The 12,907-nt window shown below is 59.8% G+C and carries 19 protein-coding genes; 18 read left to right on the top strand and 1 reads right to left on the bottom strand.

Features of this window, described 5'->3' with window-relative positions:
• Window positions 1–115: 115 nt before the first annotated feature.
• From LXE91_RS39530 to LXE91_RS39490, 9 genes are all read left to right on the top strand, one after another.
• On the top strand, window positions 116–691 hold the full coding sequence (locus tag LXE91_RS39530) for a hypothetical protein (protein ID WP_046543698.1): 576 nt from the start codon (window positions 116–118) through the stop codon (window positions 689–691).
• A 428-nt stretch (window positions 692–1,119) separates the two neighbouring features.
• On the top strand, window positions 1,120–1,812 hold the full coding sequence (locus tag LXE91_RS39525; protein WP_046543697.1) for a hypothetical protein: 693 nt from the start codon (window positions 1,120–1,122) through the stop codon (window positions 1,810–1,812).
• A gap of 9 nt (window positions 1,813–1,821) precedes the next feature.
• A complete protein-coding gene (locus LXE91_RS39520) occupies window positions 1,822–2,334 on the top strand; it encodes an LURP-one-related family protein (protein WP_046543696.1) in 513 nt (170 codons plus the stop codon).
• Window positions 2,335–2,484: 150 nt separating this feature from the next.
• On the top strand, window positions 2,485–3,381 hold the full coding sequence (locus tag LXE91_RS39515) for a hypothetical protein (protein ID WP_135370863.1): 897 nt from the start codon (window positions 2,485–2,487) through the stop codon (window positions 3,379–3,381).
• A gap of 230 nt (window positions 3,382–3,611) precedes the next feature.
• Window positions 3,612–3,977, top strand: coding sequence for a hypothetical protein (locus LXE91_RS39510; RefSeq protein WP_046543694.1), 366 nt, complete (start codon window positions 3,612–3,614; stop codon window positions 3,975–3,977).
• A gap of 13 nt (window positions 3,978–3,990) precedes the next feature.
• Entirely contained in the window at window positions 3,991–4,152 is a 162-nt protein-coding gene (locus tag LXE91_RS39505; RefSeq protein ID WP_158077522.1) for a hypothetical protein, read from the top strand.
• 472 nt (window positions 4,153–4,624) lie between these two features.
• Entirely contained in the window at window positions 4,625–4,924 is a 300-nt protein-coding gene (locus tag LXE91_RS39500; RefSeq protein WP_046543693.1) for a hypothetical protein, read from the top strand.
• A gap of 123 nt (window positions 4,925–5,047) precedes the next feature.
• Window positions 5,048–5,605: a hypothetical protein gene (locus LXE91_RS39495; RefSeq protein WP_046543692.1), complete on the top strand. Its 558-nt coding sequence runs from the start codon at window positions 5,048–5,050 to the stop codon at window positions 5,603–5,605.
• A 147-nt stretch (window positions 5,606–5,752) separates the two neighbouring features.
• On the top strand, window positions 5,753–6,409 hold the full coding sequence (locus LXE91_RS39490) for a hypothetical protein (RefSeq protein ID WP_052760111.1): 657 nt from the start codon (window positions 5,753–5,755) through the stop codon (window positions 6,407–6,409).
• 59 nt (window positions 6,410–6,468) lie between these two features.
• Here the strand turns inward: LXE91_RS39490 and LXE91_RS39485 are convergent, their stop codons facing one another.
• Window positions 6,469–6,606: a hypothetical protein gene (locus LXE91_RS39485; protein WP_006400880.1), complete on the bottom strand. Its 138-nt coding sequence runs from the start codon at window positions 6,604–6,606 to the stop codon at window positions 6,469–6,471.
• 48 nt (window positions 6,607–6,654) lie between these two features.
• On the opposite strand from LXE91_RS39485, the gene istA reads away from it, so the two are divergent.
• The 9 genes from istA (at window position 6,655) to LXE91_RS39440 (ending at window position 12,775) form a co-directional block, all read left to right on the top strand.
• The gene (gene istA / locus LXE91_RS39480; protein WP_012213865.1) at window positions 6,655–8,205 is read left to right on the top strand and encodes an IS21-like element ISBmu3 family transposase; all 1,551 of its coding nucleotides are present in this window, start codon (window positions 6,655–6,657) and stop codon (window positions 8,203–8,205) included.
• A 15-nt stretch (window positions 8,206–8,220) separates the two neighbouring features.
• Window positions 8,221–8,970, top strand: a complete 750-nt coding sequence (gene istB / locus LXE91_RS39475; RefSeq protein ID WP_009687279.1) for an IS21-like element ISBmu3 family helper ATPase IstB — start codon at window positions 8,221–8,223, stop codon at window positions 8,968–8,970.
• 99 nt (window positions 8,971–9,069) lie between these two features.
• On the top strand, window positions 9,070–9,897 hold the full coding sequence (locus LXE91_RS39470) for a DNA cytosine methyltransferase (protein WP_052760110.1): 828 nt from the start codon (window positions 9,070–9,072) through the stop codon (window positions 9,895–9,897).
• 148 nt (window positions 9,898–10,045) lie between these two features.
• Entirely contained in the window at window positions 10,046–10,501 is a 456-nt protein-coding gene (locus LXE91_RS39465; protein ID WP_046543691.1) for a hypothetical protein, read from the top strand.
• Between the two features lie 220 nt (window positions 10,502–10,721).
• Window positions 10,722–10,985, top strand: a complete 264-nt coding sequence (locus LXE91_RS39460; protein WP_046543690.1) for a hypothetical protein — start codon at window positions 10,722–10,724, stop codon at window positions 10,983–10,985.
• 133 nt (window positions 10,986–11,118) lie between these two features.
• Complete coding sequence (locus LXE91_RS39455; protein ID WP_069301934.1) at window positions 11,119–11,412, top strand: hypothetical protein; 294 nt, start codon at window positions 11,119–11,121, stop codon at window positions 11,410–11,412.
• A 251-nt stretch (window positions 11,413–11,663) separates the two neighbouring features.
• A complete protein-coding gene (locus LXE91_RS39450; RefSeq protein WP_046543689.1) occupies window positions 11,664–11,957 on the top strand; it encodes a hypothetical protein in 294 nt (97 codons plus the stop codon).
• Window positions 11,958–11,960: 3 nt separating this feature from the next.
• Window positions 11,961–12,317 carry a hypothetical protein gene (locus LXE91_RS39445; protein WP_046543688.1) on the top strand — a complete coding sequence of 119 codons (357 nt, stop codon included), beginning with the start codon at window positions 11,961–11,963 and terminating at the stop codon, window positions 12,315–12,317.
• Window positions 12,314–12,775: a hypothetical protein gene (locus LXE91_RS39440; RefSeq protein ID WP_046543687.1), complete on the top strand. Its 462-nt coding sequence runs from the start codon at window positions 12,314–12,316 to the stop codon at window positions 12,773–12,775. Before LXE91_RS39445 ends, LXE91_RS39440 begins: the two co-directional genes overlap by 4 nt.
• The last annotated feature ends 132 nt before the right edge of the window (window positions 12,776–12,907 follow it).

Here is a 12,907-nt window from a genome sequence, read left to right as displayed (position 1 = left end):
TTCTCCTCGGAGAAAGCGGCGGGCGCACTCGCATTTCTGTTCCGCCGGTCATCAGTCCGGCCGAACATGCGTTCATCTCTTGATCACTAGCCCAAACGGGCATAACGGAGTTGAAATGGTTAGCGCAAATCAATCGGAGCTCCCCGCGGGCGTCAAGTACGTCGTGATGGATGAAAATACCCTCGGCTACGTCATCGAAGGGAATCGGAACATCATTGGCGTCCTGACCGGCAGCGTCATTCGAGGTGGACGGAACTGGCTAAACGGACCGGCAGTCGTCTCACCGGGGTTCACGCGGCTTCGGCCGGCAACCGAGGCAGACTTCGATTTTTATCGAACGCACGTTCCCTACGACTTCAAGTGGGAATGTGGCGCATGTGCAGCCGACCGGCATGACGCGGGACAACGGGTGCTCAATGAATATGTATGGCCGACGGACATTGAGGTGATCGGGCCGCGCGAATGGAACCTGATTTCTCGCCAGCATCTGCAGCGGTTCGTCGACGTCTGCTACCTCGGGACTGGCGAAACGTCGTGCGACTCGGACCGGCTCAAGATTGACTTTCATGTCAAGTTTGACAGTAATGGCGTCGTGACGGAGGGGTTCGCCCTCGATATGAGAGGCAGACCCATCGGCTCACGTGGTGACGTTGTCCGGCACGTGGAACGGGGCGGTGAGGCAGTGCGCTAAGCACGCGTCTTGGCGGCAGCTATCAGGTTGGCAAGTCGCCGATTCTGACTGGTACCAGCCACTAGAGAACGGATTACTCACAATCGGCCCGCCACATCCCTTTGTGGGATGTTGGCGGGCCTTTTTTATCGTCGCGTGTTCCTTTCGTCGACTGTTGTGAGAGCCCACATGGGACCTTCGGATACCTCGCGATCTCGCCATATTGACGCCCGGCCTGTGCGAAATGCGGCCCCTGGCCTCAAGAAAAGCATTGGATTGCCGATATAGCTACACTGGATCTCCCGGCGTCACGTCAGCACGATCCGGGCCACGTAAGAGGGAGGACAGCGTTGTCGGGATAACTCGAACGTCGGCCGTCGCCGCGACGGTGGCGTTTATCGCGTCGGCGCTGGTTTTCGCCCAATCGGGTCCTATTGAGAGGATGGGCCATGAAGTTGGTTGAAGTTTCGCAAGATGGTGCGGGAGTCCTGTCGACCGCCAGCGCCTGCGCCGATGGGTTCTTCACTGCAGGGATTTCGGCGGCCTGCGTCCTCGTGTTCTTCGGAACCGAGCGGTACGCCCTGGTTCACGATACAGGGCAACTTGCACTCCCACAAATTGCGTCGATTGCCCGACGGTGCGGCGTCATCGTCGAGGCATACTCCGCCATAAATCCGCTATTGGTCACGCGTGAGGCGGATGACCTGCATGATGACCGGCGGGGGCGATTGAAGAACCTGTTGCGACTGAAGCGGGGTATGACAAAGCTGGTCATTCCGGACGGGAACCTGGTGTGTTTGAACGACAGAACGATGCTAGTTCGTAACGAGGTGATTGTTGCCGGCAAGCCAGTGTTCGTTCGGCCGCCAGACGGCGACGTCCGTAAGCAGATCAACATCTTGAATAACCTGTTTGCGAAGAAGAATTCGCAGAGCCTGCCCGTCGACCTGCAGTTCGAGATCGATCACTACACGACTGCGCCGAGGCTTCATAAATCTGAGACTGAAATGCTGGCGATCGCCGAGGCAAAGCTCAGTCAGGGCGACTCGGGCTACAGCCAAATGCTAAAGGCGGCTCGCGAGATATTCGCGAAGCGGCCGCAAGAGTGCAATTCCGCACCATCGCTTAACTTGACGAACTAGGACAACGAATTGGAACAGTCGTCGAAGAGGGTTCTAAGCGTCGCGAACAAGCTTTTGTCGGTAAGGGGTGCGATTGACATCACCGACAGAGAAGGACGGCTCGCGTATCGAGGAAAAGGGCAGTTCGCAGCGTTCTCGCCCACTTGGCGCGTCTTCAAAGGCGATGAACAGGTTGGCACGATCCGTCGTCGGCTCCTTTCCTGGGCGCCGACTTGGGACATCAAGGGAGAGCTGGGCACCTTCCAAATCAAACGAAAGCTTCTCTCGTTCACGCGCCAATACTACGCTGTTGGCGGTCCCGGGGACGGATCGACTGTCACAGGCAATCTCTGGGACTTCAAGTTCCATGTCAGCAGGCGCGGAGCAACGCTCGCGAAAGCCCGCGGACGCTTGATTACCATGCGAGATAGGCACGACGTCGAGATTCACGGAGGCCCGGAACTGTTCGTAGTGTTCACAATGCTCGTGCTTCAGATGGACCGACGTGATGAGCGCCGGAAGGAAAAGCTGGACCGAGAGTAAGCGGCGGCGTCCTATGAACGATTGTCGGGGACGGGCGCCAGCCAGACGACAGCGAGTGCCATACAGCGGAGCGCTACAACCTGCAGGGCTCCGGCGCCACGAGGTTGCTAACTAATACCAATCGTGACACGAGAAGCGGAAGAAATCAGGATGACCACACTTGACGATCATGAATCCGGCCAGCGCGCTTTCGCACCCTCTGATTCGCGCGAAGGTGACCAAATCAGATGGCTTTCGTTCCGAATGTATACATGGACGTTGATCGTCGGCGCACTGTTGTACGTGGCGCTTGAGCTTGACCGTAGTCTTGCGATCGCCAAGGTAGGTTTCGTAGTCGAAGGAAGGCACTGGATCCGTGCGCAGTTCAAGGATCTGGACGCCGTCGCAAACATAGAGCATTTGCTTTTCGGACTTTGTTGCGGCTTAGCGGGATTTCTCGCTTGTCACACGTTGCATCATATGGACCCCGCTTTTGCGACTGATAGTCGGCGTCGCTCCAGAAGGTTGGATGTTCGCGCGCTTGTCGCACGGCGCTTTCCGACGGCTGACCGTTGGCTCCGAACCACGGGTCGGACCATCGGGCGGTGTGCGCCGTCGCGAGCGGGCATGGTGAGGTTGTGGCAAGGCAGTGCGGTCATTCGCCTCGGTATTCGCTTGGTTGGATCGGTGGCCGTCGTTGGCGTCCTGTACACCTTTCGCAAAACGGCCTACAGCGCTATCGATATCGTCCCAGCGATTTGGATCTTTGCCGTATGCATGTGGATCGTCTGGGGGTGGCGCCACCTTCTGCGGGCCAACCGCACCAATCCTGAGTTTGTGATGATCGCATTTGGCTTCGCTGTATGGTTCGAGCTCGATCTGGTATGGAAACTGGTTCAGCTTGGACATCAGAAAAATACCGTCGCCCACGCGGCTCGCCACCTGACGTATAGCTTCGGCGCATTCGCTGCATCTGTCGCTTTGTTTCGACTCGTCATCATGCGCCGGCTGAACCTTCGATTCAGCCTCGGGCGCCGGCAGCAAAACCAGGTGCGGCCGCAAGCCTAGTAGGGGTCCTTGCCCCGGCTGGGTGAATCTAGGCCGCGCAGAGGCATGCATCCATCGAAGCCGGTGGGCTTGAACGGCCGATCTAAACTGCTATAGTTGCAGTAGCCGTTTATTCGGCATCATGCCTCCAACGCGCAACGGCGCCCATCTCTTGCTCCGCCGGAACCCTTCCGGCCGAGCGTCCAGCTCTCTTCCTGTCAATCGCTCGTGATCGAGCAGAAGGAGAGGCCATGAAGAGCAATCAAGTACAGCAACTGTATGCAAGCTCGTTCGACCCCGGTGTCTTGTCCGCGTTGGCGCGCAACAGTCTCGAGGCGGCAGGGCTACCCAGCGACTTTGAGGGGTGGCTGTCTCAGGTTGAAGAGAGGATCAAGTCCTATGCGAAGCGCACCGCGTACGCCCCCCATTGGGTTCAAGGGCGAACTCCCGATGAGGCGGTCGAGCTCGTAGCAGCCGATGAGGCCGCAGAGGAAATAGCGCGAGTCGTCTGCGAGCTTACGGACGGGGCGTACCTGAAGCTCTCGCCGAAGCACCTGCATTACGGGCCCAGGTACATCAAGGAGCGGGTCCTGATTCTGATGCAACAGCGGATTTGACGCGAGGATCAGAATGATTTCAGCCAGCTGGGTAATTCGAGTGAAGGACACGCAGTCCGTCCTTTTTGAAACATACAACACGCAGGTGGTCGAGCGGCTCAACACGGTGAAGTACGAGGCGGTGCCGATTCTCATCTACCTTGGGGAGCTGAACGCAAAAATCAGGAACCAATGATTCTGGTCACGCCGCGCATCCTCTCGAGGATGCCGGCGCGACCGCTCTACGTTCGGGCGTGGTATAGTCCTCGAGCCGTTGATTCGGCAACACCCCTCACCGATTATCCTCGTCTATCTGTCCTCAAGCCGACTCTGCCAGGAGTTCCAGCCTCGCTGAGTACTTACTCTCTCCTTTGCAACGTGCCAAACTCGGCAAAAGGAGAAAATCAATGACTTGTAAGAATACCGTGAGCCCAAATTGGGAGCGCATTGGCGACGTCGCGGTGGACTCAGGCCAAGTGGTAATCATCGACCCAAGTTACATCGATGGGGGCGGCGGCTGACGGCATTTCAGAGAAGGTCAAGATACGAGCGCTAGGGCCCGCGATTCCGACGACAGACTGGCGGCCTCAAACGCTCCGCCAGGCAATGCCTTGCCGAGTGGTGCCGCGGTTTGTCAACAGCCCTTCCTGGGCATCGCGGAGAATCACATGGACGTCAAGAGCAAACCAACCCGCGCCGAGCGCGGCGGGGCGGTCTCATCGCACGAGACTCGTACGGCCATTCGTGTCACGTTCCACCTTGTCGTGCACGATCCGATCGCCTTTCGAAACGCGGCCTACAGAAGAGGGCTCAAGGACGGCCTCCAGAAAGGGCATGCTGCCGAGTATCGCGACCCGGCACGAGTCAGCCTCGGCCAGTGCGCGCTCCTGATCTTGGATCCGGGTGTGACGCCGGATGGGGCGAGCATCGAGAACTGGAACTCAGATCAGTCGAGTTCAACATCCTAACCAACGCAACAGACGCCGGCCCGATACGGGCTGGCGATACCTCATTTTGTTCACCCGGCCTCGCGTCCGGCTGAACTGCATCTCCTTTGTGACCAGCCCCAAGTGGCATCTAAGGAGAAAATCTTGACCCGAAATCCCATCATCAATTCGACTCTCGCGCACTGCATCGACGAGACATGGCATCTGAGCGCCGAAGCCGCGCCGGCAGTTCCCACGATCAAGGCCTATCGAGCGCACGTGCAACAAGCGTACGGTCACCTTCGCGGCGTGAAGTTTGCCGGGCAGGGTATCGATTACTCACACTTCGTGCGCCTCGACGGCAGCCTCGTGCCCGTGATGCTGAACCATGACTTGAGCACTCGGTTCGTCTTGTGGGCAACGGCGAATCAGCCGATCGGTTACGAACGCCCGACAGTCGATTCGTCCGTTCAGTTGCGACTCGTGCGTCACGACGGAAAGGCAAGCATTCGCCTGATGCTCTATGACGTCCTCGGACCCGAGGGGCGCTTCAAGCGTCTGGGCGCCTACGTCAACGATGCCGACAACACGAGGCACACCATCGACATTCCTCTGGTTGACGACGCCGCTCTCGAAAAGGCAGTTTTCTACGGCGTGAGCGATTGTCTTGAGAAGATCGAGGCGCTCGAAAGGCGTGTGGCTGGACTTCCTGCTGCCGCCTAGTGCGGACCGAATGACCCACAACTGAAGCGTCCGTCGTCACCCCTCGCATGGGGTGGCGAGTGGTCGCACGTTCAGCCGGCGAGAGTGACGCCGGCTGAGCTTCGCTCGCTCCTTTATCCGTCCGATAGGGCACTAAGGAGAGAACCTATGAAAGACAAAACGCCGCTTCGAGGGGTGGAGATCCGCAAGCTAGGGAGCAACAAGGGCACGCCCCGCCTGTGGATCGAAGGAGGACAAGCAAGTCGCGCAGGGTTTCAGCCCGGGATGAAGATAAGCGTTACCCTGGACGAGAAGAAGTGCATGCTCACGCTCGAAGCGAACGAACAAGGCACGCGTGTGGTATCGAAAAAGGTTGTGGGCGATCGGGAGGTGCCGGTTATCGACATTCAGAACGAAAGCCTTCTTGGGATCTTCGTTCGGATGGGGCTCGCCGCGGTGCGGATCGTCGTTCAGATGCGCCGCATCTTCGTGCTGCCTGTCGCGTCCGAGGTCCGGGCGAAGGAACGTGTCGACCGGTTACGGGAGAAGCTCAAGGGTGACGAGCCGCTGTTGATGGGCTCGTTCTCATCGGGAATCGGAATTCTCGATCGGGCCGCCCATACCGGGTTGGCGGAAGCGGGGATCCGAACTCGCCTCGCGATCGCGAATGAGATCCGTGAGGATTGCATGGAGCACGCACTCGCGCACAACCCGGTCTTCGACGCAGAAACAGTGCTGCTAACTGCGCCCATGCAAGAGGTCGTGTTTGATGGTTGGGTGATGTCCCTGCGTATTTCGGCGAGCGTGATCAGCGATTTCGGTTGAACGTGATCAGTGGTTCCGATTGATGGTGATCGGTCGTTTCGGTCGAAGGTGATCACTTATCACCGGTTTCCGAAACGAGCGATCATCTTGCCGAAGCGGGTGATCACGTTCCCGGAATGAGTGATCAGCGAACCGAAACAGCTGATCACGCGACCGAAACGGGATAGCCGTTCCGGCTCGGCGGTGGTGTTGCGCATGTGATCAACGACGGGCGTTAGCCTTGATCCTTTTTAGGGGACAGGTTGATGCCGGCACATCGGATGAGCATGCGCAAACTGAAGGAAGTACTGCGGCTGAAGTGGGCGTGCGGCCTGTCGCACCGCCAGATCAGCCGCGCGATCGGCATCAGCGTCGGCGCCATCTCGGCATACGCCGCCCGCGCGAGCGCGGCGGGCCTCGACTGGGCTACCGTCGAACCGCTCGCCGACGACGAGCTCGAGATCAGGTTGGACCTGCCGGAGGAAACCGCGGTCCCGACCCGCCGGGTCGAACCGGATTACGCGGCGATGCACCGCGACCTGCGCCGCAAGGGCGTGACGCTGCAACTGCTCTGGGAGGAGTACGTCGAGGCTCACCCAGGCCAACGCACCTATCGCTATACGCAGTTCTGCCAGCGGTACAAGGACTGGGCTGCGGCGCTGAAGCGCTCGATGCGCCAGCAACACCGCGCCGGCGAGAAGCTGTTCGCCGACTTCGCCGGGCAAACTGTGCCGATCCTCGGTCGCGACGGCGGCATCGCGTTCAAGGCTCACGTGTTCGTGGCCGTCCTCGGCGCCTCGAACTACACCTATGCATGTGCGACGCGTTCGGAGGCCATGCCCGACTGGATCGGCAGCCTGATCGACGCGTTGGAATTCTACGGCGGTGTCCCCGAGCTGCTGGTGCCCGACAACCCCAAGGCATTGATCGCCAAGGCGGACCGGTACGAACCGGTGCTGGGCAACACCACGCAGGACTTCGTGAACCACTACGCGACCGCCATGTTGCCGGCGCGGCCGCGCAAGCCGCAGGACAAGGCGAAGGTCGAGGTCGGCGTGCAGATCGTCGAGCGCTGGATCCTCGCACGGCTGCGCAACCACCGCTTCTACAGCCTGGCCGAGCTGAACAAGGCGATCGGCAAGCTGATCACCGACCTGAACCGGCGTCCGTTCAAGAAGCTCGACGGCAACCGCCGCGAATGGTTCGAGCGGCTAGACCGCCCGGCGCTGCGCCCGTTGCCGACACGCCGATACGAGATCGCGACCTTCGTGAAGTGCCGCGTCAACATCGACTACCACGTCGAAGTCGATCACCACTATTACAGCGTCCCGCACAGCCTCGTGCGCCAGGAAGTCTATGCCCGCGTGACGCGCCACGGCGTCGAGATCTTGCACCGCGGCAAGCGCGTTGCCGCCCACGCCCGCAGCCGACTCCGGAACAAGCATACGACGTTGCCTGAGCATATGCCGGCGGCGCACCGCGCCCACATGGAATGGACGCCAGGCCGGTTGTTGAACTGGGGCGCCTCGGTCGGTCCCGGTGCCGAGGCGATCGTCAAACATCTGTTGACCAACCGGCCCCATCCCGAGATGGGGTACCGTGCCTGTCTCGGACTGCTGTCGCTCTCGCGCAAGTACGGCAAGGAACGGCTGGAAGCCGCCTGCCAGCGGGCGCTCGTGATCGGCTCACCGACCCGCCGCTCCGTGCTGTCGATCCTCGAATCCGGCCTGGACCGACAGCCGATGCTCCCGATTCCGCCCGCCGAATGGCATTCGCCCGATCACGAGAACGTGCGCGGGCCCGAGTATTACCACTGACCCAAGGAGGTCGCAATGTTGATGCAGCAAACCTTAACCCAGCTCAAGTCCCTGAAGCTCGACGGCATGGCCCGCGCGTTCGAGGAACAAACGGCGTTGACCGCCAGCACCAGCCTGTCGTTCGAAGAGCGCTTCGGCATGGTCGTCGAGCGCGAGCTCGCCTGGCGCGATACCCGGCGGCTCGAACGGCTGCTGAAGTCTGCGAAACTCAAGAATCCCCAGGCCTGCATTGAGGACATCGAATACCGGCAGAGCCGCGGCATCGACAAGAGCGTCGTCGCCGCACTTGCCGGTTGCGACTGGATCCGTAACGCGCAGAACCTCATCCTGACGGGGCCGACCGGCGCAGGCAAGACGTGGATTGCGTGCGCGTTCGGTCAGCAGGCCTGCCGACAAGGCTTCTCCGTGATGTACGTCCGCGTTGCCCGGCTGTTCGAGGAATTGAAGATCGCTCACGGCGACGGCAGCTTCACGCGGCGGCTCGCGCAGCTCGCCAAGATGGACGTCCTGCTGCTCGACGACTGGGGGCTGCAGGATCTCGATCAGGGTGCCCGAAACGATCTGCTCGAAGTGCTCGACGATCGCGTTGGCACGCGCTCCACGATCATTACCAGCCAACTGCCATTGGAACACTGGCACGCTTGGCTTCAGGACCCGACGCTCGCCGACGCGATCCTCGACCGGCTCGTCCATCAGGCCCACAAGCTGCCGTTGAAGGGCGAGTCGATGCGAAAGACCAACGCCAAGCAGTCCTCCGCATCCTGATCGTGATCACCTTCGCTATAATCCATTGACCGCGCAACACCACCTTCCAAACTGATCACGTTCGCCGAAACGCCTGATCACCATCACCGAAATCCGCAGATGTCCCAACTCCCGAAGCTCGACGGCCTGGTGATCGGGATCCCGTGCAGTGGGGCGTCGAACGCAGGACGAACAAAGCGCAAGCTTCTCTTCCCCGAGTCACATCCGGACGTTGGGCACCTCGTCGTCCCGTTCCTGGCGGCCGTCGCGCATACGTCTCCGGCATTTGTCGTAATCGAGTGTGTGCCTGGCTGGCTGAATACCGCATCTGCCGCGATCGCACGTTCGATGCTGCGGGATCTCGGGTACGTTATCCACGAAACCGTACTCAACGCGGCGGAGTGGAACATGCTCGAGCATCGAGAGCGGATGTGCATCGTCGCCGTTACGCACGGGATCGAGTTCTCGTTCGACCACGTCGAACGTCCGGAACCTCGAACGCGAAAGCTCGGCGAAGTCATGGATGTCGTCGCGCTCGATGACAAGTGCTGGTCTCCGCTGCTCTACCTCAAGGCGAAGCAAGAGCGGGACGCGGCCGAAGGGAAGGGGTTCAAGATGACGATCGTCACCGACGAATCGACAAGGGTCCCGACACTCAACAAGACGCTCGCGAAGCGGCAGAGCACGGGGACTTTCATTCAGCATCCGACATCCTCCGATCTCCTGCGGATTCCGACAGTAAGGGAGCATGCTCGCTGCAAGGGAATCTGGGAAGATCTGGTGAAGGACGTAACGCAGACCTTTGGCCATGAGGTCTGCGGCCAGGCGGTAAGTGTTCCGCCGTTCGTCTCCGTGTTTCATGCACTTGGTCGCTCGATGCAAGTATTGAAGAAAGCGGCGTCCGTAACCTTCTCGGCTTTCGTGCGAGGGGAGACGGTGTCCGCGTAGTCGAGTACATCTAACGAAAGTGGAACCCGCCTCGCTCGCAAGAGCGACGGCGGAACTTCCACGCAAGGTTCTGCTGGGCATGTGGTCCCGCAGAGCCGATAGCTCCCTTCCTTGTCACAGCCCATCGGGCAAAGAGAGGAAGTCATCAATGAAGCGAAACCCGATCCACCAAACGCACGCGCCGATCTCGTCTCACCAACGAAACCAACTGGCGATGGACGCCACCGATGTACGCGCCACGGCGACGCGGAAAGATCTGTTACTGGACTGGCGGGAAGAAGCAAACGAGCTTGACGCCGCCCGCGAGCATTTCGACCTTGGATGTTGGCTGTACTACTACGCCCCCCGCATACGAAGGGCGTCCAGCTTTGACGATCGCGTGGATTGTGCACGGCGCCTCTTCGAAGCCGGCATTTTCCGACCCGGGTATCAGTTCTTCACCATATTTGGGTTTGGGGAGCGCGAGTTCGATAGCGTCTTTGAAATGGGGGACGCAGAAGCAGTAATTGAGCAGTTGAGGTCGCATCTCGAAAGCCCACGCATACAGGAAGCCTTCAAGCGGTACGGGTGGCCTGTCGAGCGTATGCAGCAGAGCTTGTTCTAGTCGCCTGCTCGGACCAACACCGGTAATACGTCTCCCGCGACATGCCACACGAATCGGTCCGTTGGCGGCCGCCTTGACCGGCGGCGCGCTTTCGTCACCGTCTCAGGTGACGCGTTGCAGGAGCCTCGACACAGGGTTCCCTTCGATCCACAGCCATTTAGCAAGCACTGGAGGTACTTATGATTCGCAACTTGAAAACCGGCGAGCGCGGGGTATCCGCATGAAGAACATCTCGGCGGACGACCTTGAAACGATTCGCGCCAGCATGCCCGTTACCCTGCAGGGGCGCGTGTTCGTAGACTCGCTTGTTTGCGGCTTTCCGCAACTCGGCATCTTGCACCAGGGTCGAACATTTACCGCACCGTCCTTCGACGTCACGGACCCTGGCGGCGTCGACCCCATTGAGTTCAACCTGTGTCCCGAAGAAGTGCGGTTCATCGCGGCGACGAACGATAGGCTCACAACGATCTACGCGGCGACATAGAGAAAATCCCACCGCCGGCACGATAGGGCTGGCGGTGAACCAACGTGGTTGGGTGGGCACCTTGAGCACGTACTTGCGCCCTTGGTGCCACACCTTGTCCAGCCACGATTCCATATGAAAAGGAAGGTAAATCATGCATCAACAATCACCGACCGTTTCCATCAGCGACCTTGATCTGCCGGAAGTTCCTGGCTCACTTCGTGGACGCCTCGAGGTCGACACCTCAGCAGAGGGCCATCCTCAAATCGGAATTGTTCATGACGGAGTTCTTATCACTGCTCCGTATTACGACGTCGGGATGACCGGTCATGCAGATCCGAGCGAGTACGGACTCTCAATTGCCGAGGCGGATTTCCTCGTCGCCGCGAACGAGAGGCTGACCGTGGAGTATGCGTCGAGGACCCCGGCTGCCGACGAGGGTAAGTGAATCGCCGGCAGCTGAAATGCTCCTTGTCTGCTTTGCAGCAAACATTGAGAGGAAGCCTGCTACTCGTCCATGCGGACGGGCAGCGGGCGACCTTGAGGTACGCTGCCGCGCTGCGCACAGGTTGGCCATCGCAACGAAAAGGACCTTTTCGGTGGTTCGATTCGCGGTTTGACTTTCACGACCCGTGTACGACAATTGCTCAGCGGCCCCGGTCGGCCGCCACCATTCCATTCATCTAGGGACGTATCACGATGCCAACGTTTGAAACTTTCCTCGACCAGATGAAAGCTGCCGGAGTCCAGATCCTGAACGAAGGCGCTTTGACGACAATGGCTCGCCAGGTGTCCGATTGGCCGGCTGTTGTTGCCGATGTTGCGGTGAGGGGGCGCAAACAAGGGATCATCTTCGAGCGGGTCACCGCCGATGTTCCGACCGACGACGGTTTGGAGACCATTCTGAGCGACTTCAGCTTCACCCCACAGGAGGCCCGCGCTGTCATTGACAACACGTTTCCGATGGGTGCGATTGCTGGCGTGAAGGTGTAGAGCATGCTTGATTTGCGCCGCGCCATTTCTATCACCGTGGGCACAATCGTGCTGATCGGATTCGGGTCATCGGTGGCACGTTTGATCGTCAGAAGCGATGGCCTAGCGGCCCGGCAGCGCCTTGAGATCGTCTGGCCTGACTTCGCAAAGATGGGCGATCGGGATCGTGCGTTGCTGGCCAGCCTTGCTCTGGCTTGTAAGCTGAAAGACCGAACCAAAGACCCCGCAGCGGTTCTCGAATGCTTGCAGGAGGGGGTGGACAGCGACAACCCGCATTTCCCATACGGGATGGACCGGAACCAGGTCCAGGCTCGGCTGACTGAACTGATCCCCCAGCGGTCGAAGGAAAGACCAGCGTGAGTGACAACCCAAGCCAAGGCGGTAATGTGGCAGATATTCTGCCAAAGGCGGTTCAGTGGGCCAAACAGGTGGCCGAGAAGGGATTGCTCGCCGGTCGCGGGCTTACTCCTTCGGAACTCGTCGACGCGAGCCAGGTTGGCGTAGAGGCCCCAGAACGTGTCCGCCTGGTACTGGTCGACGAAGTGCCAATGCCGACCGATCCTGTTCTTCGAGAAATTGCGGTTCGAACAGGCCTGTTGAGCTCCCGCCTCTCGGGCCTGACGCTTGGCTATGCAATCTTCATCGTCCCCACGCAGCTCACTCGCCGCTTGCTGACGCACGAGTGCCGCCATGTCCATCAGTACGAGCGTGCCGGTTCGATCGACCAGTTCTTGCCGGAGTACCTGCGCCAGATAACTACCTACGGCTATTCGTCGGCCCCGCTCGAGCTCGACGCGAGTATGCACGAGCTCCCTTGAAGCATCGCTAATCCGCCAGGTACAGCGGTAGAGGGTATCGCGTTACTTTCGCGGCCTTACCGGTCGACCGCGGTGCCGGCGCAACGAGTTCTGCGGGCATCCAGTACCAACCTCGTTCCAGTTGGTCGAGGA

This window comes from Burkholderia contaminans, from assembly GCF_029633825.1.
Taxonomy (GTDB): domain Bacteria; phylum Pseudomonadota; class Gammaproteobacteria; order Burkholderiales; family Burkholderiaceae; genus Burkholderia; species Burkholderia contaminans.
Note: the sequence above shows the minus strand (reverse complement) of the source record. Positions and strands in the feature narration are given on the sequence as shown.

Excerpts from the sequence above, each read along its gene's own strand:
- LXE91_RS39530 (WP_046543698.1), top strand. The coding sequence starts at position 116 with ATGGTTAGCGCAAATCAATCGGAGCTCCCCGCGGGCGTCAAGTACGTC.
- LXE91_RS39525 (WP_046543697.1), top strand. The coding sequence starts at position 1,120 with ATGAAGTTGGTTGAAGTTTCGCAAGATGGTGCGGGAGTCCTGTCGACC.
- LXE91_RS39515 (WP_135370863.1), top strand. The coding sequence starts at position 2,485 with ATGACCACACTTGACGATCATGAATCCGGCCAGCGCGCTTTCGCACCC.
- LXE91_RS39510 (WP_046543694.1), top strand. The coding sequence starts at position 3,612 with ATGAAGAGCAATCAAGTACAGCAACTGTATGCAAGCTCGTTCGACCCC.
- LXE91_RS39505 (WP_158077522.1), top strand. The coding sequence starts at position 3,991 with ATGATTTCAGCCAGCTGGGTAATTCGAGTGAAGGACACGCAGTCCGTC.
- LXE91_RS39500 (WP_046543693.1), top strand. The coding sequence starts at position 4,625 with ATGGACGTCAAGAGCAAACCAACCCGCGCCGAGCGCGGCGGGGCGGTC.
- LXE91_RS39490 (WP_052760111.1), top strand. The coding sequence starts at position 5,753 with ATGAAAGACAAAACGCCGCTTCGAGGGGTGGAGATCCGCAAGCTAGGG.
- LXE91_RS39485 (WP_006400880.1), bottom strand. The coding sequence starts at position 6,606 with ATGCGCAACACCACCGCCGAGCCGGAACGGCTATCCCGTTTCGGTCGC.
- istA (WP_012213865.1), top strand. The coding sequence starts at position 6,655 with ATGCCGGCACATCGGATGAGCATGCGCAAACTGAAGGAAGTACTGCGG.
- istB (WP_009687279.1), top strand. The coding sequence starts at position 8,221 with ATGTTGATGCAGCAAACCTTAACCCAGCTCAAGTCCCTGAAGCTCGAC.
- LXE91_RS39470 (WP_052760110.1), top strand. The coding sequence starts at position 9,070 with ATGTCCCAACTCCCGAAGCTCGACGGCCTGGTGATCGGGATCCCGTGC.
- LXE91_RS39465 (WP_046543691.1), top strand. The coding sequence starts at position 10,046 with ATGAAGCGAAACCCGATCCACCAAACGCACGCGCCGATCTCGTCTCAC.
- LXE91_RS39460 (WP_046543690.1), top strand. The coding sequence starts at position 10,722 with ATGAAGAACATCTCGGCGGACGACCTTGAAACGATTCGCGCCAGCATG.
- LXE91_RS39455 (WP_069301934.1), top strand. The coding sequence starts at position 11,119 with ATGCATCAACAATCACCGACCGTTTCCATCAGCGACCTTGATCTGCCG.
- LXE91_RS39450 (WP_046543689.1), top strand. The coding sequence starts at position 11,664 with ATGCCAACGTTTGAAACTTTCCTCGACCAGATGAAAGCTGCCGGAGTC.
- LXE91_RS39445 (WP_046543688.1), top strand. The coding sequence starts at position 11,961 with ATGCTTGATTTGCGCCGCGCCATTTCTATCACCGTGGGCACAATCGTG.